We start from the raw sequence: 26,376 nt of genomic DNA on the forward strand, positions 1-26,376 counted from the left end.
CGCGGGCGAAAACCGAGCCGATCGCCGCCTCCCGCTATCGCGACTCGTCGTCGGAGTGGGCCCGCACCCAGAGTTCACCGATGCGAGAGAGCCGCGTTCGGTAGGATTTGCCGTGTTCTTCGCGTTCGATGTACCCCTTGCCGCCGGGGCCGAGGCGGTCGACGTTGTAGATGACCTTCGACCGGAAGCTGTCGGTGTACTCCTCGTTCAGTTCGCGGGCCAGCGACTCCGCGAGTTCGGAGACGGAATCGAACTCGCCGTCCTCGCCGAGTTTGAACAGGATGAGCTCCTCGAAGGGTTTGACGTTCGAGAAGGAGGCGACGGGCAGTTCGACGATGTGGCGACCGTCGATCTCCTTGGCGCCGATCGTCGTCCCGCGCTCGTCGAACTCCGAGAGGAGGTCGCGGGCGCTCTCGAGGCGTTCGTCGATCCGTTCGCCGTCGAGCGCCTCGTCGCCGTCGACGCCCGCCCCGGCGTCTAACTCCTCGAGCAGTTCGATCTGCTCGCGGAGTTCCTCGGCCAGTTCCGTCTCGAGGTACTTCTCGGGGGCCGTGTAGTAGGTGTGGATCCCCTCGCGGTCCTCCTGGCGCTCGACCATCAGCGAGTGGGCGGCGTTGGCGAAGGCGAAACTCACCGTGCGGGGCATCGCGGCGACGTTGACCCAGACTTCGTTTCCGTCGTCGAGTTCGGCGGTGATGAGGTCGTAGGCCTGCTCGAAGGCCGCGTCGTAGTCGTAGACGTCTTCGAGGACGAACCGCTCGGTGGTCGCCCCCAGCAGGTTCTTGAAGTCCGTCTCGAGTTTGTCCGAGAGGTGCCGGGAGTACTCGACGTTGGCCTCGCTCCCGACGGCGCCCTCGAGGAGGATGACGCTGTCGACGTCGATCTGATCGCGCACCAGCGGCGCGATCAGCCGGTCGTAGTCGAAGCCGACCGGGACGATGTGGGTTTGCATACGCGGTACGTGGAGGCGGCGCTTATAAAAAGCACCAGTCTCCGATCCGCCGGTTCGCAGAATGAGCGGTGTAGTGACGCGTTCCCCGCGCCATTGCGGTCGGGCTACGACTGGTAGCCCAGCGCCCGGAGGTGTTCTTCGACGACCTCGTCGTCGACGTCGTCCCGTTCCACCGGGCGTTCCGCGACGATATCGCGCCGGTTCTCCCAGGGGACGACGAGCCAGGGGACGAGTCGGAGCTCCGGCGTCCAGACGTAGCCCGGATGCTCGTACCGGTCGCCGGTGAGTCGGGAGTAGAGGTTCGTGGTCTCGCCGAGCAGTTCCCCGTGGTCGGCGGTGATGACGGTCTTTCCATCGAGTCGTTCGACGAGTCGCTCGACGTGCTCGAGGACCCGCTCCAGGTTTTCGACGTACACCGCCTGCAGTTCGGCCGGGGAAACGTAGCCCGCCTCCGCGGCATCCATCAGATACACCATGCCGTCCGAGCGACTGGTGACGTCGGCGTCCGATTTCCAGGCGGAGAACTCGAGCCCCTGATTCGTCCGGAGCCGTTCTCGCAACGCTTCGGCCTTCGGTCCGAAGTACGGGCCGTGGGGCTGCATGAAGTGGACGAGTAACCGCTTGTCTGGATGGCGTTCGTAGGCCTCGACGGCCTTCTCGCGAACGATCCCCGGCCGGTAGTTCCGATAGAGTTCGCTATCGAGAACGTCCCGCTGGGACTCGGGGTACGTCGAGACGAACTCGTGGAAGGTGCCGTCCTCCAGCTGGTGAGAAAACCCGTTGGCGGAGACGTATACGGTGTCGTGGAACGTCTCCCCGGCGAACGTCTTCTCCATGAATTCGTTGCTCGTCGACGCGACGGAGACGGCGGCGGTTAGCTCACCGTCTATCGAATTGTGTTCGGCGAGATAGTCGAATCGACAGGCGTCCAGCAACAGAAGGTTGTCCCAGTCCGCGTCCATGATATTCGTCGGGCGGCCGTGCTCCCGATAGAAGACGTGTTTCTGCACATCGCCGTACCGCTTTTTGAGCTCGTGTTTGAACGCTTCTGGATTCTTACACGCCTCGATAAAATTGGAGAGGGTGTACTTCTCCGGGGAGAGGTCCATCGTGTCGAGGTCCAACTGGACGATCAATCAATTTTAGCATCCGTTAGGATGAAAGTCACGATATCGAGAGCGTCCGAACTCGGCCGAGCGATCGGCCCAGACGGCGCGGCGAGTCCCCGAACAGTCAGGAGGCGTCCGACGCGTCGTCGTCGAAGTCGACCGTCCGAATCAATTGCGCGATCGTCTCCCGGTCGCGCTCCGGATCGATATCCAGCTCGCCGTCTGCCGTCGTCGAGTCGGTGGTCTCGGTGCGAACGCCGTTCTCGAGCGGGAGCACCCCGCCGGCCATCCCGAACGTCGACTCGAGCGGCCAGACGGCGATGTGGGCCTCGGCGTCGATCCGGTTCGGGCCCTCGCTCGTCTCCCCGTCGACGGGGTATCCCACGTCGAGGACGTACCACGAGCCCCCGTTGCCGTTGGACGCCTCGAACTCGAGGCTGTTCCGGGTGCCCTCAACGGCCAGCCCTTCGGACTCGAGGGTGTCGACGAACTGGTCTCTCGCTTTCGGTGCGGCCTTCGAGAAGACGGACGTCGTCGATAGCCCGAGATCGTCGGGCGAGGGGGAGACGGTCACGTCGACGACGAACAGGGAGCGGGCCGGAATGTCACTCGCCTCGAGCGCGCCCACGCCGGTCGCGGGCGTGACGCGCTCGTAGACCGTCGTCTCAGCGGTGATCGAGGCGAGCATGGCGCTCGTCTCGCCGGTTCGCGTCCCCAGCGGACGCCACGAGTCGGCTACTGCCTCCGGCAGGTCGAAGGTCATCACCCTCGCGTATGCCGCCGTCGCCTTTCGGTCTTCGGACTGCTGACGCTGCCTGCAACCGGCGTCGTGCGACGCGGCGTCGGACGGCGATCACTCTTGGCGGTCCTGGTGGCGGACCCGCACCATCCCATCGGAGGTGACGCCGACGATCAGCGGCGTCGACACCTCCCGGCCCGACACCGCCGACCCCGCGGCGTCGCTGACGACCTTCATCAGGTCCGGCGCGGTGTGATCGACCTTGACACCCTGCTCGTCGCAGGCGTCGTAGACCAACTGCGGGACGTCGTAGAGGTCGGTCCCCGCCGACACCCGGACGCGGACCGGCGCCCGCAGCGCCTCGGCGAAGGCGACCGTCTCGTGGGCCTTCTCCAAGTTCTCGCGCGCGCTCGACTCGATCGAGGAGACGTTCGCCCGCGAGGTGCCCAGCGCGTCGGCGATGTCGGCCTGCGAGACGCCGCGTTCGCGGAGCGCGAGCACCTGCGCCTGACGGTGTGTCAACACGCTCGTCTCGCCGTCGAATCCGATCTCCTCGAGCAACTCCTCGATCTCGTCGATCACGGCGATCGCCTCTGCTCCCGCTCGCGCTCGAGTCCGCTCATACCCCAGTCTAAGACGGCGGCAGGGTCAAAGCTTCCCCGGTCCGTCCCGTCGGTCGTCGGCCGGCCGCGTGAAATCGGCCGAACGCTATATGCGGGTCGCGCGACTGTCATCGGCTGTTCGAGGCGAGCCGCGCCCGCGCGGTGGTTTCGGGCCGGGACTACGTCGCTCCCGAGGACATCCACGCGGTCGTTCACCCCGCGCTGGATCACCGAATCGTCCTGACCACCGAGGCGGACGTCCGCGGCGTCGATCCGCGGACGGTCGTCGAGGGTGCGGTCAACAGCGTGCCAATGCCCTCGATGGATCGGTGAGGGCTCGAGCGAACGGTGCCGTTCGATCGGAACGTCGCTGAAATCGACCTGTCGACTGATCGGAACTAACCAATAGAGATAACAGTCGGTGTGCCGGAATGTATACTGCGCACCGGATGCGCCACGGCGGGTCCGTGCCTCTGACATCGCCTCTCGCCGTGTCTCACGCGGCTCCCGCGAGGGGAGCGAGAGTCACCCTAGGGGGGTACTCTTTCGCCGCGTCTTTCGCCGTCCCGCTGCGAGCGTGAGCGACTGGTTTTCGCGGAAACCGGAGACAGAGGGGCCGCGCCGCGGTCAGTACTCGAGGTGCCAGCGCCGTTCGTCCTTCGCGGCGAGCACTTCGGCGACGCCGTCGGCCAGCCGATACTCGGTTTCCTCCCGAACGACGGTCCCGGCCCGCTCTAAGTGCTCCAGATGGGCGTACGATTCGCCGGGGCCGTGGAGGATGTGGATGTCCTCGAGGTCGCCGAACAGGGCCGCGCTCACCGTCCAGGTGTCGCAGGGGCCCTCGCGATCCAGCGCGTCGAGGACCCGCCAGGCGCGTTCCGCGTGATGGTCGATGATGTGCTGGGCCCGGTCGGCGGGTTCGTCGATCGGATCGCGGTGGCCCGGCCACGCGCGATGGTAGTCGGCCTCGACGATCCCGCGGAGCGCCCGCAGATAGCGCTCGAGCGGGCGATCGACGCGGACGTCCGCGCCGCCGACGTTGGGCGTGTAGACGGGCAACAGCGCGTCGCCGGAGAGCACCTCCCGTCGGCCCTCGAAGGTCGTCTCGAACATGCACAGTCCCGCGGCGTGGCCGGAGGCGTGGACGACCTCGAGTTCGCCGCCGGGTACGGGAAACGTCTCGCCGTCGGCGAACGTCGTGACGGTCGGCGACGCGGCGCCCGTCTCGGCGTCGGACATCCGCTCGCGGAGGACGGCCCGCTGCTCCTCGGGCATCCCCCACTGTTCGAAGTACTCCTCCTGTAGCTCGTACATCGTGTTCCAGGCGTCCTCGTCGCCCTCGACGAGCGGCGCGTCGGCCTCGTGGACGTAGACCTCGGCGCCGCCTTCGGCCTGAATCGCGCCCGCCAGCCCGGTGTGGTCGCCGTGCCAGTGGGTGAGGAACACCTGATCGACGTCGGCGAAGGCGAGGCCCCGTTCGGCGAGGGCGGCCTCGAGTTGCTCCCGCGTCGTCGCCGTCCAGTCGCCGGTGTCGATCAGCGCCACCTCCGACCCCTCCGTGAAGAGGTACGCGTTGTTGTCGCCTTCGAACGCCGCGTTCGACAGGGGGATCCGCTCCATGCATTTGTGTCGCACAAGCGACGGGAAAACCCTTGCGTCGCGACGGTCGCGGCGTTCTATCCGCGAAGCGCCCAGGCGACGAGCACGACCGCGAACAGCCCGCTGCCGACGGCGACCGCCGCGTACGCCGGATCGGCGATCGCGACGCCCGTCGCGACCCACCGGTAGCAGGCGACGGTGGCGCCCGCGACGACCGCGCCCGTCAGCGTGGCACCGCCGACGTGGACGAGTTCCGCCCGCGTCGTCGCCGCGTCGCGACCAAGTTCCGTCCGAACGCCGTCGGCGGCGACGAGCACGTCGCCCGCGACGCCGAGCAGGTCCATCGCGGCCGCGCCGGCGTGCTCGCGGGCGCCGGAGTCAGGGAGGATTCGAAGAGCGACGATCCCGACCACGTCGATCGCAGTGAGCGTCATCTCGGTCGCAGCCCGACTGCTGTGTTGTCGCTTCACCGCCACCAATGCCGTCTAACAGGCCGTTGGCTGGCGATTCCGAGCCACCATCGGCATCGCGCTCGCGGCGAGAACGAGTCCGCAGACGGCACACAGGACGGCACCGATCGTCAGTATCCGTTGTCCACTCCCCGAACCAGTTGCCATCGGTCGCCTAACAGTTACCAGAACTGGTACTTACGTCTTATTGCAGTTAAACCGCCGAAATACGCGAAAACGGATCGATCGACGACTGTCCACTCGCGGGGGTCCGACTACGAGCCCCAGAAGTTCTCCCGACTGCCCAGCCGTTCGCGGGCCGGCTTGTCGGCACCCTTCCCGCCCTCGTCGTCCGAGTCGGCCGCCGCATCGTCGCCGTCGTCTGCAGCGTCCTCGTCGGTCGACGCCGCGTCCGCCGCCGATTCTGCGTCGTCCTCCGACTCCGCGTCCTCGTCCTCGTCCGGATCCATCGGGAGGAGTTCGAGTTTCTCCGCGCGGGCGTGATTGCTGTGGACTCGAGTCACTTCGACGCGAGCGCGGGCCTCCGGCAGGATGCCGTCGACCATCACGATAAATCCGTCTTCGGTTCGCCCGACGCCGGCGCCGCTCTCGTGCATGTCGACGACGTCGATAACGATCTCCTCGCCCGACTTGACGGGCTGGGTCTTCAGGTCCTCGATGGGCTGGCTGTAGTGGTTACACCATTCCTTGCCCCCGCGGTCGCCGTAATGCTGACACCCCATTCCCGAGATCCGTTCGGAGAATTCCGGGCAGTCGTCGGCAAGTGGACAGTCTGCCATACGGCATACTACCAGTGGCGTCGTTAAACCGTTTCCGTCTTGCGGATCGATGGCGTCGTGTCTAGAAACGTTGGTAGTATTTTTCCCAAATATGGATGATGTTGTAGTCTTTTCTGGATATTTAATCACAGGTTGTTAAATGAACTGGCTCCCTATGAAAGCGCGTTTCGAAAAGGTTTACGGTACGGGCGTGGCAGTGATAAATGATGAAAATCCTCGTTACGGTCAAAGAAGTCGCGACCGTCGAAGACGAGTTCGAAATAGAGGGTACTGCGATCGCCGACCAGTACCTGGGCGCCGACTTGAACGAGTGGGACGACTACGCCATCGAGGAGGCCGTCCAGCTCCAAGAGGCGGGCGTCGCCGACGAAGTCGTGACGGTCACGATCGGTCCGGAGGAGTGCGAACAGACCATCCGGCAGGCGCTGGCGAAAGGCGCCGACCGCGCCGTCCGCGTCTGGGACGACTCGCTCGAGGGCGTCGATCTGTTGGACGTCGGCGCCAAAACGGAGCTTCTGAGCGCCGTCATCGAGGAGGAGGATCCCGACCTCGTGCTGACCGGCGTTCAGGCCGGCGACGACAGCTTCGGCGCGACGGGCGTCTCCGTCGCCGAGAACCTCGGCTACCAGTGGGGGGCCGTCGTCAACCACTTAGAGCACGGGTTCGACGACGACGCGGCCTCCGTGCGACGCGAACTCGAGGGCGGGGTCGAGGAGCTGACCGAGATCGAGCTCCCCGCCGTCCTGACGATCCAGACGGGGATCAACGAGCCGCGCTACGCCAGCCTGCGGGGCATCCGGCAGGCCCAGCGCAAGGAACTCGACGTCAAGGCGCTGGCTGATATCGGCGTCGACGAGAGCGCTATCGACGCCGACCTCGAGCTGACGGACATGTACGAGCCCGAAAGCGAGAGCGACGTAACGACCTGGGAGGGTAGCGCCGAGGAGACGGCCGGAGAGCTCGCTGAGCTCCTTCGCGACAAGGGGGTGGCACAATGACGGATATCCTCGCAGTCACGGACCACCGCCGCGGCGAACTGCGCGACGTCAGCTACGAGATCATCACCGCGGGCCGCCAGCTGGCCAACGAGACCGGCGGCGACCTGCATCTGGCGGTCATCAGCGGTACCGTCGACGAGTTCGCAGAGAAACTGAACCGCGAGGGCGTCGACGCCATCCACACCGTCGACTACGGCGAGGAGTTCAACCACGACGTCTACACGCAGGCGATCACGCAACTGTACGACGAACTCGCCCCGCAGTACGTCCTCGCGCCCAACAGCGTCAACGGTCTCGACTACGCCCCCGCCGTCGCCACCCGACTCGACCTGCCGATCGTCACCGACACGATCGACTTAGCGACCGACGGCGAGACCCTGATCGCCACCCGTGAGATGTACGGCGGGAAGGTCGAAACCACCACCGAACTCGAGGGGAGCGCGGTCGCGACGATCCGCAGCGCCGAGTGGCCCCAGACGGAGGGGACCGGCGACGCCGCGATCGAGGCCTTCGACGCGGCGATCGACGAGGACGCGATCGGCTCGACGGTCAACGGCTTCGAGGAGGTCGGCGGCGGCGACGTCGACATCAGCGAAGCGGACGTCCTCGTGAGCGTCGGCCGCGGGATCGAAGAGGAGGACAACCTCCCGCTCATCGAGGAGCTCGCGGACGCCCTCGGCGCGACGCTGTCGTCCTCGCGACCGATCGTCGACAACGGCTGGCTGCCCAAGAATCGGCAGGTCGGCCAGTCCGGCAAAGTGGTGACGCCGGACGTCTACATCGCGATCGGCATCTCCGGTGCGGTCCAGCACGTCGCCGGCATGAAGGGATCGGACACGATCGTCGCGATCAACACCGACCCCAACGCGCCGATCATGGACATCGCCGACTACGCGATCGTCGACGACCTCTTCGACATCGTCCCCGCGCTCACGGAAGAGTTCCAGTAACTGCGTGGTTCGAGCGGAGTGAGAACCACGACAGGCGAACGGGCGCGTTGCGCCCGTGAGCTGTACCGCGAGCGACCGAAGGGAGCGAGCGGCTTTTTGGTCCAGATTTTTTCGAGAGGGTGAGTGAGAGCGCGGCGCGTAGCGTCGCGGTGAAGCGAACGGCGCAGCCGTGAGCAGGGAGCGAACCCGAGCGAAAAAAGGTGGTCGCACGTCGTCCCCGCGCTCACGGAAGCGTTCCAATGAGCGGATCGCGGGCACGGCGGTAGTGAACGATCGGTCTGGGCCGGTCGTAGCGCAGCACGCGTTCAATGGGTTCGGTCGATCGGTGTTCGTCCGTCGGCGTTTCGCTTTCGTGCGCCCGCGTATACGACGACCCTCTCGTGAACCGCCTCGCAGTCACGCGCTTCGAGCTCCCCTCGGCGTCTCGTCACCGAGCCGAGCGAAGTTCGGCGAGGTCGGCGGGGCGAAGTCGTTCGAACACGCCGAGGCACTCGGTCTGCGTTCGCTGTCGATTCGACGCTCCGTTTCTCGGTCGGGTGGCAGCGACAGCGTTCGCTGGCTACCGCCGTACCCACCGGGCGGCCACGCATCTTCTTCGACTGCCGTTCGACGCGATCGAAAGCGCACTATTGAAGATACCTGATATATCTTGTACAGTACTGTTCTACGGTACATCTGTCGATAATTTACTAGATCGATTACCGATCGAGGTTTGGTAGCTCTTCACACCTATTGCCGCTTGCGAGTGTCTTTCAAACGTAGTACGACGTGTTGCCACTGTAACTATTTCAGAGTATACTAAATCGAGTTATGATTTACTTAGAGTCTTTCACAGAAATCAGACAGTGTGGTTATATGGTATGAGTAGAATGCAGAAGTATGTCCGTTCAATTGAATCGTCGAAAACTACTGTCCGGTCTCTGTACCGCCGGACTCGGCGGCCTCGCCGGCTGTCTCAGTTCGGTTCCCGGGCTCGACTCGACCGACGTCGAGGACGGGAGCGACGTCGGAGGCACCGATCGAACGCTCAGACTGGGAATCATGCAACCGCTCAGCGGCGACCTCGAGAACGTCGGACTCCCGATTCGGGACGCCGCAACACTTCCTATCAAGCAGATCGAAGACGAGATCTCGCTCGATATCGAGTACGAAGTCGTCGACACCGAGACATCGCCGTCGGCGGGCGTCCAGGGTGCGGCCGCCCTGGTCGACGAAGGATACCCGATGGTCAACGGCCCGGCTGCCTCGGACGTGACGCTGCAGGCGACACAGCAGGTCCTCATTCCGTACCGGACCGTCTGCTGTTCGCCCGGTGCGACCACGCCGACGATCACCTCGCTCAACGACGCCGGGCTGGTCTTCCGGACCGCGGTCTCCGACTCGCTGCAGGCGGTCGTGCTCGCCGACCGGGCGGCGAACGATCTCGGCCACGACAGCGCCGCGACCCTCTACGCGAACAACGACTACGGCTGGCAGTTGAGCCAGGCGTTCGCGCGCTCGTTCCGGAGCGATCACGGCGGGACGGTCTCGGCGCAGATCCCGCTAACGGAAGGACAGGACACCTACGAAGCGGCTCTCGAGCGGGCCAGGGAGGACGACCCCGAACTGCTCGTCGTGGTCGGCTACCCGGAAACGGGAGGACAGGTTCTCAGAGATCTCGGAGCCGACGCCCCGGAAGACGTCCTCGTCACCGACGGCCTGCGGGACGGAGACCTCCACGACGAGATCGACTACTCGCTCGACGGCATCCGCGGCACCGCGCCGCTGGTCGACGGGCCGGGGACCGAAACGTTCACCGAGCTGTTCGAGGACGCCTACGACGCCGAGCCGAGCGTCTTCACGCCCCACTCGTACGACGCGAGCGCCGTCCTGTTGCTCGCGAACGCCTACGCCGGGCAAAACGACGGCACCGCTATCAGAAACGCCATGCAGGCGGTCACCACAGGCGACGGCGAGGAGATCACACCGGAGACCCTCGCCGAGGGGGTCGACCTCGCGGCCCGGGGTGACTCCGTCACCTACCAGGGGGCCTCGAGTTCGGTTGACTTCGACGAGAACGGTGACATCGTCGGCGCGGTCTTCGAGTACTGGGAGTTCGACGAAAGCGCGGACGGCGGAATCACCGAGATAGAACGGGTGAGCTCCTAATGCCGTCGCTCTCATCCCTGGTTCCGTCGTTCATCAGGCGGCGGTATCTCGTGAAGTTCGTGGTGTCGATTCTGGCGGTCGTGCTCGTCATCGGGGCCGTCGGGGCAGTCAGCTACGCCGATATTGACAACACGGTTCGGGCGGACTCGAACGAGCAACTCGAATCGACCGCCGAGATGCAGGCCGACGCGATCAGCAACTGGGTCGAGACGATGCGGGTCCAGACCCGGACCGCGTCGGACTCGCAGATCCTGCAGGAAGGCGATCCCCAGGAAGTCCAGGGCCAGCTCGTCGAAGAGCAAGCCCGAATGGACGTCGACGTGCGGGCCATCCACTACGTCGACACCGAAAATGGTGAAATCGTCACGAGCACGAACGCCGACTACCGCGGCGAGTCGTTCGCAGACCTCGAGGAACCGTGGGCGACCGACGACTTCGGGAACAACCTCGGGCTCGAGGAGTCCGTCTGGCACTCCCAAGAAGCCTACCAATCGCCGACCCTCGACGACCAGGTGATGGCCTTCGCCAGCCCGGTCACCGAACGGGAGGATCGAGCCGTCGTCATCATCGGGACGCTCGAGTACCAGGTCGAGCAGCTCCACCAGGAGAACACGTCCGCTTCGACGGCCATTATTGACAGCGACGGCTCGGCCGTCTTCCAGGCCGAATCCGCGTCGATCGACGAGGCAGCGATCGACGACGAGGCGATGGCTGCCGCCCTCGGCGGACGACTGACCCGCATGCAGGACGGCGACGTCGTACGGGCGTACGTCCCCGTCGGCAACACCCAGTGGGTCGCGGTTACCAGCGTTCCGACGGACCAGGCCTACGGCGTCGCGTCCGACGTCGGGACGAACGTCGTCGCGATGGTGCTGACGAGCCTGCTCGCGCTCGGCGTCGTCGGCGTCGTTCTCGGCCGGCAGACCGTCGGCCCGCTGGCCAGATTGCGCGACCGGACGACCGAGATGGAACAGGGGAACCTTAACGTCGATCTCGAGACGAACCGCGTCGACGAGATCGGACGGCTGTATGACGGCTTCGACAGCATGCGAAACTCGCTGCGAGACCAGATCGAAGCCGCCGAAACCGCGCGCGAGGAGGCCGAAGCGGCCCGCGCCGAGACCGAGTCGATAAATCGCCACCTCGAGGCGAAAGCCGAGGAGTTCAGCGCCGTGATGGACGACTGTGCGGACGGCGATCTGACCCGTCGCCTCGATCCCGAGAGCGAGAGTCAGGCGATGACCGACATCGCCGACGCGTTCAACGAGATGATCGCGGACCTCGAGGAGACGACCGCCGACGTCAAAGCCTTCGCGAACGAGGTGGCGGCGGCCAGCGAACAGGTGACCGCGTCCAGCGAAGAGGTTCGCTCGGCCTCCCAGCAGGTCTCCGAGTCGGTCCAAGAGATCTCCGACGGCGCCGATCGGCAGAACGAGAACCTCCACTCGGTCAACCAGGAGATGAGCGGGCTCTCCACGACGACCGAGGAGATCGCCGCCTCCTCGAACAACGTCGCCGATCTCGCCGAGCAGACGGCCGAAACCGGTCGACTCGGGCGCGAGGCGGCACAGGAGGCTATCGACGGGATGCACGAGATCGAAGCGGAGTCGACGGAGGCCGTCGAGGCCATCCGAGAGCTGGAAGCGGAGATGACTCAGATCGACGAACTGGTCGAGTTCATCAGCGACGTCGCCCGCGAGACGAACATGCTCGCGTTGAACGCGAACATCGAGGCCTCTCGAGGCGGCGACGGCGAGGGCTCCGGCTTCGGCGCCGTCGCGACGCAGGTCAAAGAGCTCGCCGCGGACACGAAATCGACCGCCGAGGACATCGAGCAGCGGCTCGAGCAGATCGACGAACAGACGGCCGAGACCGCGACGGAGGTCCAACAGACCGCCGATCGGATCGCCGAACACGTCGACTCCGTCGAGAACGCCGCCGAAGCGCTCGACGAAATCGCCGACTACGCCGACCGGACCAACGAGGGCGTCCAAGAGATTTCCGCGGCGACCGAAGAGCAGGCGGCTTCGACCCAGGAGGTCGTTGCCATGGTCTCGTCGGCGACCGATATCTCCGAATCGACGGCCGCCGAGGCCCAGCGCGTCGCCGCGGCCGCGGAGGAACAGACCTCCGCCCTCTCGGAAGTCACCGAGAGCGCGAGCTCGCTCACCGATCAGGCGACGTACCTGAGCGAGACGCTCGATCACTTCGAGACCGACGAGACGGCGGACGTCTCCGTCGACGACTCCGGCACCGACGAGACCGTCGCGTTCGACGAACTGGATATCGACGATGCCGACAGCGCTGTCGATACCGACTCGAGCGAGGATACCGACGGCGATACCGGCGAATTCACGCCCGAAACGAACGGCGGGATCACGGACGCGAGCGGTATCGACCGAGACGCCGAACCGACGCCCGTCACCGACGACGGAAACGACCTCGTCCACGACGGGTTGCGTGAGACGATCGACGGGGCCGACGTCGTCGAACTCGAGGAGGGAGAGGCTGCGGAAAGCGGCGAGGACGACGCGGCGGCCGACTCGGAATCGACGCACGGCGACACCGGGGATGCCGACGCCGCCGACGATGGCGACGACGACGGAACCGTCTCCTCGGACGGCGAGGACGGGTTCACGTTCAGCCAGTTCGACGACGAGTGAGCTGATCCCGCGACTGACGTCGCGGCGCTTCTCCCCCGTGTAAGCGTTCCAACTACTACACCGCTGAACCGTCACGTACTTTTCACCCCCGTCCTAAGCGCGTGTGATGGAATTGCTGGAGCGCCGTCGGGCGCTGATCGAGGAGCGGCTCGTCGAGGTAGTCGACGACCTCGAGCCGGACGCGCTCAGAGCGGAAGTAGAACATACAGCCCTCGCCGGCGGCAAGCGCGTCCGGCCGATGGTGACGGTGCTGGCCTGCGAGACGGTGGGCGGAACGGCCGAGGACGCCGTCGACTTCGGCGTCGGGATCGAACTCGTCCACGCGGCGTCGCTGGTCGTCGACGACATCATCGACCGCTCGGAGCTGCGCCGCGGAACGACCAGCGCCTGGGCCGAGTTCGGCTACGGCCCGGCGATCGTCTCGAGCGACGGCTTGCTCGGCGAGGCCTTCGCCCTCTTTTCGTCGGATCCCGACGCCACGCGCGTCGTCGCCGAGGCCATGGTCGAACTCGGCATCGGCGAGGCGACGGAGCTGTCGGCCGAGCCCGAAACCGAGGCCGAGTACATGACCCTCGCGCGCCGAAAGACGGGCGCACTCTTTCGCGCCGCCGCGGAGCTCGGAGCGATCGCCGCCGGATCGGATGCGGTCACCGTCGAGGCGCTCGGCGAGTACGCCGAACGGGTCGGAGTCGCCTTCCAGATCCGCGATGACGTCTTAGACGCGATCGCCGACCCCGACGAACTCGGCAAGCCGACCGGCCACGACGCCGCCTTAGAGCGCCCGTCGGTCGTGCAGGTGACCGATCTCACGCCCGACGAGGCCAACGCCCGCGCTCGAGCAGAATCGGACCGAGCGATCGAGGCCCTCGATCGGGTCGAGGTCGCCGACCCGACGGCCCGAAACTACCTCGTCGAACTGGCCGAGTTCGTCGTCGAACGCGAACAGTGAGTTAGGCGCGGTCGGTCTGTCGCGTCCCGTCTTCGGGTTCTCGATCGGCGCCGTCCGAGTACTTGGACTCGATGACGGCGAAGGCGAGCGTGCTTGCGATGCCCAGCAGCGTGCCGACGGTCAGCGCCGTCGCGAGGAAGCTGATCCCGACCTCGTCGAGGAAGAACGCGCTCACCGCGTAGAGGACGATGGCGATCGAGAGCACGTAGAACGGCGCGTTCAAGTAACGCCACTCGAGGGTCCCGGCGATGTACTCGTCGGTGATCTGGCCGAGGCTGGTGGTGACTCCCGCGGCGGCGATCCACTGGATCGAGCCGTAGACGAGCGCGGAGAGCATCACGGGAACGCCGACTTCGCCGGGCGTCGCCTCCCGGACGGCCTCGAGTTCGTTCCGGCCGCTGACGCCGCCGAGGGCGAACAGGGCGGCGGCGACGACGTAGGCGAGCAGGGTCGTCCGGCCGGCGTACAGCGACCGGCGGGCACGCTCGACGGCGGCGTCGAGGCGGTCGCCCAGTCCGAGTCCTCTCGAGATGAGGTACAACCCCAGCAGCGCCGAGGTCGTTCCCAGCACGAACCCGGGCATGTCGAGGACGGTCCCGACCAGGGCGAGCGGGTAGATCAACAGGAGGATCCCCAGCGGGATCAACACCGTCCCCCGGGTCTCCGGATCGTTCAGCACCTGCTTGATCGTGTAGTACATCGACTCTAAGTTCTGGGCCTGCCGAACGACGACGCGGCGGACGCCGTCGATGGGGACCCGCGAGCGGATGATCGGAATGACGGACTCGTCTTGGGCGCCGTCGGTGACCACGAGCGCGGTGACGTCCTCCGCGGTCGAGAGGCTCGCGAGGACGGTGTCGACCTCGTCGCCGACCTCGCGGTTGGCCATCACGTCGCCCTCGTCGTTACCGGTGACGACGGCGACTTCGACGCTCTCGTCGCGATCGGCGAGATCGTCGTAGACGTGTAACCCCTGGAAGATCACGTTGACGTCGGAGTCCTCCGGGTCTTCGGTCGCCAGCGCGACGGCCGCTTCCTCGACGGGGTCGCGGCCGATTACCGGCGTCGAGAAGCCGGTCTTGCGACCCAGATCGTCGTCGAGGTCGACACAGAGGACGAGCAGCATCTATCGATCGTTCGACCGGGAGGTATTTCCATCTTCTGGGGACGACAGAATTCCCCGGACGTCCGCGAGACGGGCCGCTCGCCGGTCGTCGGCACCGAGCGCGGATCGCCCGCTGCAGGCACAGCGTTACGTCGACCCTGACCGATCGTCGCGAACGTCGACGCCGCTGATCTCGAAGCGCGCGCCGCCATCGTCGCCGTTTCGCGCGGTCACGGCCCAGCCGTGGGCCTCGGCGATCCCCTCGACGATCGCCAGCCCGAACCCGGTGCCGTCCTCGGCGGTGGTGTAGCCGAACTCGAACAGTTCGTCGACGCTCGAGTCGAGCCCCGACCCGTCGTCGGCGACGTAGAACCCTCGTATCGGCCGATCGTCGCTGGCGTCGGCCTCGAGGGGACCGACGGTGACGGTGACGGTGACGCCGGATCGATCCTGTTCAGTCGACGAGTCAGGGCTCGTGGGGCCGTGCTCCACGGTGTCGTCAGCGCGGTTCCCGCGCTGACTGCTTGTCGAGCCATGCTCGACACCGTCGTCGGCCTGCGGCCGACTGTCCGTGGAACCGTGTTGCACGCTGTTCTCCTGAGCTTGCGAAGGAGAGCCTGTCGAACCGTGTTCGACAGCGTTCCGAAACAGGTTCTCGAGCAGCGCCTGCAGGCGCCCCTCGTCGGCGACGATCGTGGTATCGACGTCGCACTCGAGGGTGGCGTCCGCGGTATCGACCGCGTTCCAGGCCCTGTGGACGCTTGTCGAGAGCGAGATCGGGGTCTGCTCGCCGATCGTTCGCCCGTGGCGAGCCAGCGACAGCAGCCGGTCGATCAGGTCGTCCATCCGCTGGAGCGACCAGCGGACTCGCTCGATCGACTCCCCCGACTGCGGACAGTCCTCGGCGTGGAGTTCGAGCGTGCCCCGCGCCACGTTCAGCGGGTTGCGCAGGTCGTGGCTGACGACGCTCGCGAACTCCTCCAAGCGGTCGTTCTGGCGCTCGAGCTCCCGCTGGGAGCGCCGTCGTCGGGTGATATCGCGGATCGCGTGTATCGTTCCGACGAACTCTCCGTCCTCGAGCGGGAGGAGCTCGGTGTGTACGTCGTGGATCCGCTCCTCACCGTCGGGCGACTGGAACCGGACCTGATACTTGGCTCGAGTGCGGTCGACCGACGAAGAGAGGAGCGCTCTGACCTCGTCGGTGTACTTGCTGATCACCCGCTCGTCGTAGTAGCCCCGTTCGATGAGCTCCGGAAACGGGGTCCCGATCAGGGCGTCGATCTCCTCGGTGAACGCGTCGGCGAACTCGTCGTTACACCAGGTGATCGTCGCGTCCGCATCGAGGACGAACAGCGCGATCGGCGCGAGATCGACGATCCGCTCGTACCGGGCGAGTTCGCGTTCCCGACGTTTCCGCGCGGTGATGTCTCGAACGACGGCCGTAGAGCCGGCGAACCGACCGTCGTCGTCTGTGAGGGCGGTCACGTTCGCCTCGCCGACGCGCTCCGTGCCGTCCTCGGTTCCGATGGTGAATTCGAAGCGATCGGACGCCCGGTCGCTCTCGTGGAGGTGATACACCGTCTTGGCGCCGCGCTCGAGCGCCTCCCCGGAGATGAACTCGGCGATGGGTTCGCCGACGATGCGGTCTCGATCGACGCCGAGCAGGTCGCAGAACGCGTCGTTGATGATCGTGCACCGTCCGTCCGCGTCCAGGACGTACATGGGGTCGTCGACCGTTTCGACGAGCGTCCGATACCGCTCGAGTTCGCGTTCGCTCTCGCGTCTGGCTCGCTCCGCGCGGCGTTTCTCGACGGCGTTCTCGATGCGGTTCGCGAGGACGACGTACTGATCGGTCCCCGTCCCCTTCTGGAGATAGTCGGTGACGCCGGCCGAAATCGCCTCGCGCGCGATCGCTTCGGATCCCGTTCCGGTGAAGAGGAGAAACGGCATCTCCGGGTCGCGCTCGCGAACCGCCGCGAGGAACTCGAGGCCGTCCATTCCGGGCATCTCGTAGTCGCTGACGATACAATCGATAGCGGGGCGCTCCGGCTCGCTCTCGGTCCCGTCCAGGCGCGAGAGCCCGTCTCGTCCGGAGTTCGCCGTCGACACGACGAACTCCGATCGGGATCGCTCGAGTGTGGCGGCAGTTACCGAACGAATGTCCGGGTCGTCGTCGACACACAGGACGTGGATCCCGGATGCCATTGATACTCTATCGTTCGGTCCAATCGTATAATAGCATACTGGGCAACGAGAGGCGATTCGAGACGCAGTTCGGTTTCGGGTCGACGGGGCCGCCGTCCGGCGGTCGCGGCCGTGTTGATCGCGTGACGCCGCCCGAGCGACGGCGGCCCACGGTGACGGGACCCACGCGAGATCCGCGTTTCGCACGGCTTTTGTGAGTCGGGACAGTACGTTCCCTCGAATGATCTCGAAGGGCTGTGAGCAGTGCGCGAAAGGCGGCAAGATGGTGCTGTTCGTCTACGGTTACTGCGACCAGCGCGACTGCTTCTACTGCCCGCTCGGCGAGAACCGAAAGAACGTCACCGACGTCTACGCCAACGAGCGACTCGTCGAGTCCGACGAGGATGTCATCACGGAGGCAAAGCGGATGGACGCGCTGGGGACGTCGATTACCGGTGGGGAACCCCAGGAGGCCCTCGATCGGACCTGCCACTATCTCGAACTCCTGAAAGACGAATTCGGCGAGGACCACCACACACACCTCTATACGGGTATCACGGGCGGTCGCGAGAACATGCGACGGCTCTCCGAGGCCGGCCTCGACGAGATTCGGTTCCACCCGCCGTACGAACAGTGGGGCGACCTCCACGGCACCGAGTGGGAGGAGATCCTCCACATCGCCCGCGAGGAGGGGCTGACGCCCGCGTTCGAGATCCCCGGCATTCGCGCCGAAGAGGAGTTCCTCGAGTTTTTGGACGAGGGCGCAGCGGAGTTCTGCAACGTCAACGAGTTCGAGATGAGCGACGGGAACTACCGGCGGATGCAAGAGCAGGGATTCGAACTCAAGGAAGACCACATGAGCGCCGTCGAGGGCTCCCGCGAGGAGATCCTCGAGGTCATGGGCGACCACGAGAAGGTCTACTTCTGTACCTCCGTGTTCAAGGACGCGGCCCAGCACCGCCGCCGCCTCAAGCGCATGGCGCGGAACATCCGCCGCGAGTTCGACGACATCACCGACGACGGCACGCTCGTCTACGGGAAGACCCGCGCCGACCCCGCGGAGTTCGAGGCCCTCGGCGTCCCCGAGGAGTTCTACACCGTCAAGACGAACCACGTCGAGGTGGCCTGGTGGCTCTTAGAGGAGATGATCGAGGAAGGTGACCTCGAGGACGGTGAGATCGTCGAGCAGTATCCGACGTACGACGGACAAGTCGTCGAGCGGACGCCGCTGGTGTAAGTACCGCGAGTGTGCGGAGTGAACGAGCGGCTTTTTGATGTCTTCGTGAGGACAATGAGCAAAGGATCAGCGAGAGCGTCGCTCTCGCAAGGGGATTTTTCAAGGAGTGGTGAGCATCGCGAGCGAACTCGACGAGAAAAAGGTCCACGTGACAGGTCGTCGAGCGGACGCCGTTAGCGCAAGTAGTCGGTCCGCCTCGGTTGCGAACCGTCAGGAGTTCCGTCGAACACCGCGCTCGTGTCGGTTGGTGAGATCATAAGGACCGTTCCGCTGCACTCAAACTTGCGAAAGTGGCCGATATGATCATGCAGAAGCTATATTACCACCGATTCAGGAAACGCTGCTTATCGGGGCTGTAATAATGGGCCGTCCCCCGGTATGACCGGTCACTGATGCAATTTCGAACGCTCGCTGTCGTCGCAGTTGCACTGCTCGTGGCCCTGTCGGGGTGTGCCGCCCTCGAGGGGGTAACGACCGACGACTCACCGAACGAGACGGACGCCGAGAACGGGACGAATATCACGTCCGAGAACGGTGACGCCCAAGACACCGAGACGGACGTGACGGACCCAGCCGACGAAGACGAGACGGCGACCGCGGAGTGGCGGCCGCCGGAGGAGCCGAACCGGCCGCTGGAAAACAAACGCGAGGACCGGATCGAGAGCGTTTCGGTCGTCGATACGGAGCCCGCCGAGGACGGTGACGGCTACTCGAACTTCAACCTCGAGGTCGTCGCCAACACGAGCATGGAGAATGTCGACCCGGCCGAACACGGCGACGTGGAAGGCGAGCCGTACTTCTTCGTCAAGATCAACGAGGGGCCGGGCGACCGGAAGATCGTCGAGCGGACGGGAGAGGTCCAAATGAAGGAGAACGGCACGTTCCACATCGACGTCCGACCGGCCGGACTCGAGGAGTTCGGCGAGGGGTCGCTGACCGTCGAGGTCTTCCTGATGGACGAGGACAAGGACTGGGACGACATCTACGACGCCGTGGCAACGGAGGTCGAGTTCAACCCGGAGACGGAGGACGGTGAGACTGACGCAGAAACGGACGACGGAAGCGAGAACGACTCGGAGACAGACGATGGAACCGGTGACGAGTCGGAGATAGACGGGAACGAGTCAGAGACGGACGGGAACGAATCAAATACGACCGAAAACTAGTTGCGACCGACCGGACGTCGGTCCAGCGGAACTCAGTCGATCTCAGTCGGATCGATGTCGGGGAGGGTGATGAGATTCTCGCGGCCGATTCGGAGCTTCCGAATCCGGTCGTCGTCGTCCATCTCCGAGAGGAGTTGCGAGACTTTCGCGTCGGACCAGCCGGTCTCCTTGACGATCGTCGCCTGTTTCATCCGCCCGCCGTTTTGCTCGAGCAGTCGCCGGACTCGCTCGTCGTCGCTTAGAAGTTCCTCGTCGATCACGTCGTCCGTATCCCCGTCGGGGCCGGCGTCGACCGCCTCGGTCTCGTCGAACTCGTGTTCGATTCCCGGCGGATCGGTCCTCGAAGCGCCGAAAGCAGTTCCCGAGCCGTCGGTTTCGGTCGCTCGGGGATATTCGGCGCCCGTGGGAGACTCGTCGTCGAACGGCCACGCCGATCGCTGGTAACGGCTGACAAGTAGCGCTGCTCCCACAATAACCAAGACGAAGCCGCCGAACGCTGCGGCGATTCCCTCTGCCGTGAAAACCGACTCGCTGAGGGGATCGGGCTCGGACGGTGTCCCGCCGGATCCGCCCGGTGAATCAGTACGGAATAACTCCATCTCGAAGTCCCCTTCGGTGAAGCTCTTCGGTCCCTCGTAAACGATAGTCCCGTTCTCGATCCCTGTCGGTGCGGCTTCGAAGCCGTAGTTCGGCGGTGACTCGACTACCAATCGCTGCCCGTCCTCGAGCGATCGGAGCCAGACGCCGCCGTCGTCGGTCACGAACGCGTCGCCAAAGTGGACTTGCTGGCCGTCGACGACAGCGAAGTTCGTCCAAGTAAAGGAGTAGGAGATGATTCCCAATTTCTGGCCGTTGCGGGATTCGATCCGCGGGTCGTTCCAGCTTTCGTTCTCGAAGGCCATCTCGCGGCCGGTCGAGCGCTCGGCGAGGACACGTGCCTGATCGTACTTCTTGACGTCGTAGCCGACGTCGCTGTTTGCAACGGACTCAGCGTACTGTTTGAACTGATCGGTCTCGTTTTCCGAGAGTCGAAAGCGACTCTCGAGCGTCCAGCGAACGTCGCCGTCTTCGGTCACGTTGAGACGGATCACCTGCCTGGTGTCGGCCCGCTCCGGTTGATACTCCTGATCAGCGTCTTGGACCGACGACTCGAGGGTGGCGGAAGCGAGCCGCGACTGGGAAGCAGAAAGCGCGGCGGACTCGTCGGCGGTCGACGTCGCGGCCGTCGCGGGAGCGATGACGACCGTTCCGACGGTGAGCGCGGCGAGGAGGACGGATAGGGCGAGGGCAACAGCGGTTGATAACCGCATACGTACCAACTGGTTGATCGCAGGGGAAAAAACCCTTTCCATCCAAACAATGCGACATTACCACTCTGAGCGGATGCTCCCGAGCGATCATAAGTGCCGATTACTGGCCGTCTCGGTCGGGCGACTCCTTTTTGTACGTCGGGAAAAAAGACAGTATCGATGAGACACCCGGTTCCGATCATTCTCGCCGTGCTTCTCGCTCTCTCGTTGCCGGTTTCGGCAATTGGAACCGCTGGATCCGCGGGATCGGCGACCGTTGCTAATGAGAGCGACGACGAGGAACAGACATTCCAATTCCAAAATCCGTCTGTTTCGGTCGAAGGTGACCACGCGCAACTCGAAGGAACGCCGAACAGGCTCGTCCTTCGGGGAGACGGGAAGACGGCGTATGCCACCCCGACACTCGATTTCGGCCTCGCAGTTTCGAGCCACGATGAATCGATTCACACCGATTACCGGACGTACGCGTTCGAAAATTCCCTGGGAGAGATCGAAGGCGACGAGAACCGCACCGAAGCCGTCGTTGCGGAGCTCGAACGTATCGAGGAACGCATCGAAAACCTCCGTGAGCGCGAACAGAGGATCGTCGCGGCCAACGCCGCAGCTGATAGCGACGTCAGCGAGGAGGAAGTCCTCCAAACGCTCGCGCGCAATTACTACGAAGCGCAGGTTCTACAGCGAGCCTTGAACGATCTCGACAGACAGTCCGCTGGAATCGTCGATATCTCGGACTCAGTCGACGCGCTCACCGCCGAACTCGAAGTGTATCGCGGTCCGATTCGCACGGATATCGAGCGTGCGATTCGCGGCGTCGACGAATCGGATGACGCCGCGGAATCGAATCCGACGATCCTACTCGAGTCCGCGTCGAACGGTCTCACCCTCTCGATGCTCGACGGGGACACGTACGTTCGCGAGACAACTCGGTACGACAATCGCGCGCGTGATCGGTCCGACCAGATCAGGACGATGGACAATGCGCGCGGGACCGCACAGGAACTCTACCCGTGGGCATTTGAAACGACGACCGGGACGTACACGATCAAGCACGACGCTACGAATCTGTATCAGGTTCAGGCGCTGTCGCACGATCAAGGTCAGCTCACGGTTTACTTTGACGGCGGATCAAACGCTGTCTACCACGAGCGCCAGACGCTCGATATAGATTCTATTCCGATCGAAACCACCGACGCGATGTCCAGCGACAATGTGACCGCGACGCTCGAGCGCACGCCGGACACCGCACCGGCGAGGATTACCGTCACGGAGTCGGGAAGCGAGACACACGTCGACGCAACGGTCACCGTCGACGGGACAGTCGTCGGCGAGACAGGTGAGGACGGGAAATTCTGGTTCGTGCCGCCGACCGACGGGTTCGAACTCACGGTCCGTGCGGAATCAACGTCGCTAAACGCGGTCGAATTTCCGAGACGGTAATACCGAAGACCGTCTTCCTGTACCACTTTTGTGAAGTTTCTGGATTTTTCTAGCTGATTCGACACCGGTTCCCTGTGACTGGACCGGAAGCATCGACACTATCGTTCGGTGCCCTGTCGCGATCCTCGCGGGTTCCGGTAGCCAGATTGCTTATACCACGTGACTTTCTGGTAGTAACTAATGTCTGGATTTCCGATACGCTGCCGTCGGCTCATCGTAGTCTCTCTGGCGGTGGTTCTTTGTACCTCACTGTTATTTCCAATCGGTTTGGCGGCCGGAAGCGATCCGCTCGCGGACGCGGCCAAAACGGGTGACACAGTCTCCCAGCAATCGGCCGACGGTGTGACTGCAGTCGAACGCTCGAAGCCCGCACAGATCGACCCGACACTCGAGGATGCCGACGGTATCGTGGAGGTAATTGTCCGACTCGAGAGCGACCGGATGACCGCGATATCGACCGGTGAAACGAAACCGGCGGCGTTGCGGGCCGCCGCAGACGACTCACAGACATCGCTCGAGCGCGCGGCCGAGACGACTGCGGGACTCGACGTCGAACGACAGTTCTGGCTCGCGAACGCCGCATTGGTGGCAGTCGACACCGATCGCGTCGCTCTAGAGACGGTCGGTTCGATCGACGGCGTCGTCGAAATTCACGCCGACGCCGCCGTGGAACTCGCAGCGGGGGCGACAGCGTCCAACCCGAACGCCTCGACAGTCGGTCCGCGATCCGGACCGACTGCTAACAGATCGACGACGAACGGGTCGTCAATGACCGCAGCGACGGGGTTTGGTAGTGCGTATACTTACGGCCTCGAGCAACTCTCCGTGCCTGCAGCCCAAGAGAAATACGGCGCCCGCGGCAACGGAGCGACGGTCGCAGTCCTCGATACGGGCGCCGACGACTCACATCCCGACGTGACGGTCGATGCGTGGCGGGATTTCTCTGGCAAATCGTCGACGCCGATGGATTACAACGGCCACGGGACCCACGTCGCCGGGACAGTCGTCGGCGGCGACGCGAGCGGGACGCAGATCGGCGTCGCACCCGAGGCGAACCTGCTCGCCGGCGCCGTTCTGACTGACTGTACCGACGGGAGTTGCGTCGGCCGGACGTCGGACGTGATCTCCGGCATGCAGTGGGCTGTCGATAACGGCGCCGACGTTATCAGCTTGAGTCTCGGTTCCGAGGGGTACACCACCTCTTATATCAGCGCCGTTCGGAACGCGGAAGCCAGCGGTACCGCCGTCGTCGCTAGCGCCGGAAACGGCGGCGACGGCGTCTCCTCGTCGCCGGGAAACGTCTACGACGCTATCAGTGCCGGGGCCACCGACGAGAGGAAGCGCGTCGCTGACTTCTCGAGCGGTGAGGTCATCGATACTCGCGACGCGTGGGGGTGGCGCGCGCCCGACGAGTGGCCCAGCAGCTACGTCGTTCCGACGGTGACGGCGCCCGGCGAGCGCGTCCTCAGCGCGTCCTCGAACGGCGGCTACGTTCGCAAGAGCGGAACTAGTATGGCCACACCCCACGTCGCGGGCGTGGTCGCGCTGTTGCAGGGGGCGACCGACCGACACCTCGAGCCCGACGAGATCGAGGCGGCGCTGACGGAAACGGCCGCGAAGCCGGCCGGAGAACCCGAGGAGCAGGACACCAGATACGGTCACGGGATCATCGACGCGGTCGCCGCCCTCGAGGCGGCCGGGTCGTTCGCGACCGTCGAAGGGACGGTGACCGATACGGTGACGGACAAGCCGATCGCGGATGCGACCGTCACTCTCGAGGGCGACGACGGAACCGTTTCCGAGACGACGACCGACCTTTACGGGCGGTACGAACTCAAAGGCGTCACCGGCGACCGCGAGTACGCCCTCACTATCGCTGCCGACGGGTACGAGACGAGCAGCGAGACACGGTTCGTGCCGGCCGACGAGACGACGACGGTCGACGTCTCGCTCGCCGGTGACGGGGAACTCGAGGTGATCCTCACGGACGACCAGTTCGGCGACGGGATCGCGAACGGAACCGTAACGGCGACGACCTGGTACGGCACGTATCCGGCGAGCCACGAGGGCGACGGGAGCTACGTCGTCAGGGACGTCCCCACTCGAGGCGAGTATACGCTGACCGCGGCCGCACCGGGATACGACGACCGAGAGCGCGACGTAACGGTGACGAAGTCAGGGACGCACGTCACTGAGCGGTTCGAGCTCACGGGCGACGCGACGCTCGAGATCGCCGCCGAAGACGCGGTGACGGGGACACCGATCTCGAACGCGACCGTCGTTATCGAACGCTCGGACGGCGCTTCGTTCGAAGCCGCCGACCCGACGGACGGTGCCGGGACGGTCGCGGTCACGATACCGGGAACCGACGAGGAGTACACCGTCTGCGTCGACGCAGCGGGATACGAGACGGGAACTGAGTCACGAATCGTCTCGAGCGGGGATGACACGGACGTCGGTCTCGCACTCGAGGGAGACGGCGTTCTCGAGGTGATCCTCGAGGACGCGCAGTTCGGTGACGGCATCGCGGACGCGACCGTCGACGCGATCGGCCGACAGGGGACGTATTCAGGCGTTCACACGAAGCACGGAACGTACCGCATCGAATCCGTTCCCGGCGGTGACGAGTACGCGGTGAACGTGTCCGCGGCGGGCTACGTCGACGAGACGCTCTCGATGGAAATCGATTCGAACCGAACGGCGCGTGAACGGGCGGTTCTCGAGGGCGACGCGACGCTGTCGGTGACCGTCACCGACGAGGACGGCGATCCGATCGACGGCGCGACCGTTACGATCGAACGCCCGGGCGGAACCTCGTTCGCGGTCGCCAACGAGACGGATTCGGACGGCACACTCGAGACGACCGTGTCCGGAACCGGTGTAGGATATGCAGTCGAAGTCGGTGCGGAGGGATACGAGTCGGAGCGCGTGACGACGGAGGAGATCTCGAGCGGAGCGACCGAGTCCGTCACCGTCACGATGACGGCGGCCGACAACGGTGTCCCTGGATTTGGAATCGCAGTCGGCGTGATTGCCTTAGTGACGGCGCTCGTCGTCGGTATCTCGCGTCGGACACCATAGATCGTCTGTTCAGTGTAATCGACGCTCGGACGCCAGTACTGCTCGAGTGTCCTGTTCCCTTCGCATGCTACTGAGCAGTCGGTTCCCTGTGCACGGATAGAATTCATCGTCTCGAAACGTCTCCGTTGACACCCTGAAACAGCAGCCGATGGCTGCCGTCGCGGAGTCCCCCATCCGCGCGATAGTGTGTCACCGGATCGGCGATCGAAATCGAATCGGGTCAGAGAGACGATCGACCGATCTCGGTCCGTGGCGAGGCAGTTGCCTCAGTGCAGTCGGCTCCCGTCGTCAACGACAGCGAGCGGTGCCTCGCCGGATAGCTCATTCGACCATCGGAAAGTAAGCGTACTGGCCGGTCAGTCGTCCGATATCGGGTTGCAGCCTCCGATCTCGTCGTTCGGCCAGTACTCGAGTAGCTCTCGAGCAGCTTGCGTCGATCGGCAAGACGAAGGCGACGAATCAAGCGCGGATTCTCAGTTCGAACGGAACAGCGAGCTCCACGCTCGACTCGAGGCTGTGTGGACAGACGCGATCACCGAACGGGACACACACGACTGTCGAACAGTGGCTCTCTCGAGTCGAGTTGCTCTACGGTCGAGTCGAGCTGGCTGCGCGACGTCAGGTCTCGAGTGGCTCTTGACCCGGTGTGTCCGTCAGGTCCAGTTCCGGCTCGGTGTGCTGGACTCGAGGCCACCGATGATTGCGTCCGAAGTGGTACACTGTGAACCGTCGACCGGTGGACTGCCGAGGTGAGGCCTCGAGCAGTCGGCACGGAATCGGTCACGGTGACGGCGTCGGTCGCGAAAAGAGTACGTCCGCGGCGGGTCGCGGACAGCGCTGTCGCTCGAGGTGTAGCGTCCAAGAAAAAATCAGCGTACCGCAGGGTCGACCTCACCGC

The 26,376-nt window shown here is 64.8% G+C and carries 20 protein-coding genes; 10 read left to right on the top strand and 10 right to left on the bottom strand.

Going from position 1 to position 26,376, the window contains the following annotated elements; genetic code table 11:
* Window positions 1-34: 34 nt before the first annotated feature.
* The 4 genes from HTUR_RS16370 to HTUR_RS16385 form a co-directional block, all read right to left on the bottom strand.
* Window positions 35-952 (bottom strand): HFX_2341 family transcriptional regulator, encoded by a 918-nt coding sequence (locus HTUR_RS16370; RefSeq protein ID WP_012944444.1) that lies wholly within the window; start codon window positions 950-952, stop codon window positions 35-37.
* Window positions 953-1,056: 104 nt separating this feature from the next.
* Window positions 1,057-2,061, bottom strand: coding sequence for a hypothetical protein (locus tag HTUR_RS16375; RefSeq protein WP_012944445.1), 1,005 nt, complete (start codon window positions 2,059-2,061; stop codon window positions 1,057-1,059).
* A gap of 124 nt (window positions 2,062-2,185) precedes the next feature.
* Window positions 2,186-2,824, bottom strand: a complete 639-nt coding sequence (locus tag HTUR_RS16380) for a hypothetical protein (protein ID WP_012944446.1) — start codon at window positions 2,822-2,824, stop codon at window positions 2,186-2,188.
* 90 nt (window positions 2,825-2,914) lie between these two features.
* The gene (locus tag HTUR_RS16385; RefSeq protein WP_012944447.1) at window positions 2,915-3,382 is read right to left on the bottom strand and encodes a Tfx family DNA-binding protein; all 468 of its coding nucleotides are present in this window, start codon (window positions 3,380-3,382) and stop codon (window positions 2,915-2,917) included.
* Between the two features lie 155 nt (window positions 3,383-3,537).
* On the opposite strand from HTUR_RS16385, the gene HTUR_RS25645 reads away from it, so the two are divergent.
* On the top strand, window positions 3,538-3,735 hold the full coding sequence (locus HTUR_RS25645; RefSeq protein WP_226377509.1) for a hypothetical protein: 198 nt from the start codon (window positions 3,538-3,540) through the stop codon (window positions 3,733-3,735).
* 294 nt (window positions 3,736-4,029) lie between these two features.
* On the opposite strand, the gene HTUR_RS16390 is transcribed toward HTUR_RS25645, so the two are convergent.
* The 3 genes from HTUR_RS16390 to HTUR_RS16400 form a co-directional block, all read right to left on the bottom strand.
* Entirely contained in the window at window positions 4,030-5,022 is a 993-nt protein-coding gene (locus tag HTUR_RS16390; RefSeq protein WP_012944449.1) for an MBL fold metallo-hydrolase, read from the bottom strand.
* A gap of 56 nt (window positions 5,023-5,078) precedes the next feature.
* Window positions 5,079-5,435 (bottom strand): hypothetical protein, encoded by a 357-nt coding sequence (locus tag HTUR_RS28035; RefSeq protein WP_012944450.1) that lies wholly within the window; start codon window positions 5,433-5,435, stop codon window positions 5,079-5,081.
* Window positions 5,436-5,725: 290 nt separating this feature from the next.
* The gene (locus tag HTUR_RS16400; protein WP_012944451.1) at window positions 5,726-6,250 is read right to left on the bottom strand and encodes a TRAM domain-containing protein; all 525 of its coding nucleotides are present in this window, start codon (window positions 6,248-6,250) and stop codon (window positions 5,726-5,728) included.
* 206 nt (window positions 6,251-6,456) lie between these two features.
* On the opposite strand from HTUR_RS16400, the gene HTUR_RS16405 reads away from it, so the two are divergent.
* From HTUR_RS16405 to HTUR_RS16425, 5 genes are all read left to right on the top strand, one after another.
* Complete coding sequence (locus HTUR_RS16405) at window positions 6,457-7,248, top strand: electron transfer flavoprotein subunit beta/FixA family protein (protein WP_049941923.1); 792 nt, start codon at window positions 6,457-6,459, stop codon at window positions 7,246-7,248.
* On the top strand, window positions 7,245-8,198 hold the full coding sequence (locus tag HTUR_RS16410; RefSeq protein WP_012944453.1) for an electron transfer flavoprotein subunit alpha/FixB family protein: 954 nt from the start codon (window positions 7,245-7,247) through the stop codon (window positions 8,196-8,198). The genes HTUR_RS16405 and HTUR_RS16410 overlap by 4 nt, the downstream gene beginning before the upstream one ends.
* 879 nt (window positions 8,199-9,077) lie before the next feature.
* A complete protein-coding gene (locus tag HTUR_RS16415) occupies window positions 9,078-10,346 on the top strand; it encodes an ABC transporter substrate-binding protein (protein WP_012944454.1) in 1,269 nt (422 codons plus the stop codon).
* Window positions 10,346-13,009, top strand: coding sequence for a methyl-accepting chemotaxis protein (locus HTUR_RS16420; protein ID WP_012944455.1), 2,664 nt, complete (start codon window positions 10,346-10,348; stop codon window positions 13,007-13,009). The genes HTUR_RS16415 and HTUR_RS16420 overlap by 1 nt, the downstream gene beginning before the upstream one ends.
* Before the next feature lie 106 nt (window positions 13,010-13,115).
* Window positions 13,116-13,958 (top strand): polyprenyl synthetase family protein, encoded by an 843-nt coding sequence (locus tag HTUR_RS16425; protein WP_012944456.1) that lies wholly within the window; start codon window positions 13,116-13,118, stop codon window positions 13,956-13,958.
* 1 nt (window position 13,959) lies between these two features.
* On the opposite strand, the gene HTUR_RS16430 is transcribed toward HTUR_RS16425, so the two are convergent.
* Window positions 13,960-15,084: a DUF373 family protein gene (locus tag HTUR_RS16430; RefSeq protein ID WP_012944457.1), complete on the bottom strand. Its 1,125-nt coding sequence runs from the start codon at window positions 15,082-15,084 to the stop codon at window positions 13,960-13,962.
* A gap of 126 nt (window positions 15,085-15,210) precedes the next feature.
* Window positions 15,211-17,268 (bottom strand): PAS domain S-box protein, encoded by a 2,058-nt coding sequence (locus tag HTUR_RS16435; protein ID WP_012944458.1) that lies wholly within the window; start codon window positions 17,266-17,268, stop codon window positions 15,211-15,213.
* Between the two features lie 220 nt (window positions 17,269-17,488).
* Here HTUR_RS16435 and HTUR_RS16440 point away from each other — a divergent pair, with 220 nt between their 5' ends.
* Window positions 17,489-18,484, top strand: coding sequence for a radical SAM protein (locus HTUR_RS16440; protein ID WP_012944459.1), 996 nt, complete (start codon window positions 17,489-17,491; stop codon window positions 18,482-18,484).
* Window positions 18,485-18,876: 392 nt separating this feature from the next.
* On the top strand, window positions 18,877-19,650 hold the full coding sequence (locus HTUR_RS16445; protein ID WP_012944460.1) for a hypothetical protein: 774 nt from the start codon (window positions 18,877-18,879) through the stop codon (window positions 19,648-19,650).
* A gap of 32 nt (window positions 19,651-19,682) precedes the next feature.
* On the opposite strand, the gene HTUR_RS16450 is transcribed toward HTUR_RS16445, so the two are convergent.
* A complete protein-coding gene (locus tag HTUR_RS16450) occupies window positions 19,683-20,960 on the bottom strand; it encodes a helix-turn-helix transcriptional regulator (RefSeq protein WP_012944461.1) in 1,278 nt (425 codons plus the stop codon).
* Window positions 20,961-21,053: 93 nt separating this feature from the next.
* Between HTUR_RS16450 and HTUR_RS16455 the strand changes: the two genes are divergently transcribed.
* A complete protein-coding gene (locus HTUR_RS16455; RefSeq protein ID WP_148225349.1) occupies window positions 21,054-22,397 on the top strand; it encodes a DUF7096 domain-containing protein in 1,344 nt (447 codons plus the stop codon).
* A 267-nt stretch (window positions 22,398-22,664) separates the two neighbouring features.
* Complete coding sequence (locus tag HTUR_RS16460; protein WP_187291460.1) at window positions 22,665-25,478, top strand: S8 family serine peptidase; 2,814 nt, start codon at window positions 22,665-22,667, stop codon at window positions 25,476-25,478.
* The last annotated feature ends 898 nt before the right edge of the window (window positions 25,479-26,376 follow it).

The organism is Haloterrigena turkmenica DSM 5511 (assembly GCF_000025325.1).
Taxonomy (GTDB): domain Archaea; phylum Halobacteriota; class Halobacteria; order Halobacteriales; family Natrialbaceae; genus Haloterrigena; species Haloterrigena turkmenica.

Bases quoted from the DNA above. Each gene is read 5' to 3' on its own strand.
- HTUR_RS16370 (WP_012944444.1), bottom strand. From the start codon at position 952: ATGCAAACCCACATCGTCCCGGTCGGCTTCGACTACGACCGGCTGATC.
- HTUR_RS16375 (WP_012944445.1), bottom strand. From the start codon at position 2,061: ATGGACCTCTCCCCGGAGAAGTACACCCTCTCCAATTTTATCGAGGCG.
- HTUR_RS16380 (WP_012944446.1), bottom strand. From the start codon at position 2,824: ATGACCTTCGACCTGCCGGAGGCAGTAGCCGACTCGTGGCGTCCGCTG.
- HTUR_RS16390 (WP_012944449.1), bottom strand. From the start codon at position 5,022: ATGGAGCGGATCCCCCTGTCGAACGCGGCGTTCGAAGGCGACAACAAC.
- HTUR_RS28035 (WP_012944450.1), bottom strand. From the start codon at position 5,435: ATGACGCTCACTGCGATCGACGTGGTCGGGATCGTCGCTCTTCGAATC.
- HTUR_RS16400 (WP_012944451.1), bottom strand. From the start codon at position 6,250: ATGGCAGACTGTCCACTTGCCGACGACTGCCCGGAATTCTCCGAACGG.
- HTUR_RS16405 (WP_049941923.1), top strand. From the start codon at position 6,457: ATGAAAATCCTCGTTACGGTCAAAGAAGTCGCGACCGTCGAAGACGAG.
- HTUR_RS16410 (WP_012944453.1), top strand. From the start codon at position 7,245: ATGACGGATATCCTCGCAGTCACGGACCACCGCCGCGGCGAACTGCGC.
- HTUR_RS16415 (WP_012944454.1), top strand. From the start codon at position 9,078: ATGTCCGTTCAATTGAATCGTCGAAAACTACTGTCCGGTCTCTGTACC.
- HTUR_RS16420 (WP_012944455.1), top strand. From the start codon at position 10,346: ATGCCGTCGCTCTCATCCCTGGTTCCGTCGTTCATCAGGCGGCGGTAT.
- HTUR_RS16425 (WP_012944456.1), top strand. From the start codon at position 13,116: ATGGAATTGCTGGAGCGCCGTCGGGCGCTGATCGAGGAGCGGCTCGTC.
- HTUR_RS16430 (WP_012944457.1), bottom strand. From the start codon at position 15,084: ATGCTGCTCGTCCTCTGTGTCGACCTCGACGACGATCTGGGTCGCAAG.
- HTUR_RS16435 (WP_012944458.1), bottom strand. From the start codon at position 17,268: ATGGCATCCGGGATCCACGTCCTGTGTGTCGACGACGACCCGGACATT.
- HTUR_RS16440 (WP_012944459.1), top strand. From the start codon at position 17,489: ATGATCTCGAAGGGCTGTGAGCAGTGCGCGAAAGGCGGCAAGATGGTG.
- HTUR_RS16445 (WP_012944460.1), top strand. From the start codon at position 18,877: ATGCAATTTCGAACGCTCGCTGTCGTCGCAGTTGCACTGCTCGTGGCC.
- HTUR_RS16450 (WP_012944461.1), bottom strand. From the start codon at position 20,960: ATGCGGTTATCAACCGCTGTTGCCCTCGCCCTATCCGTCCTCCTCGCC.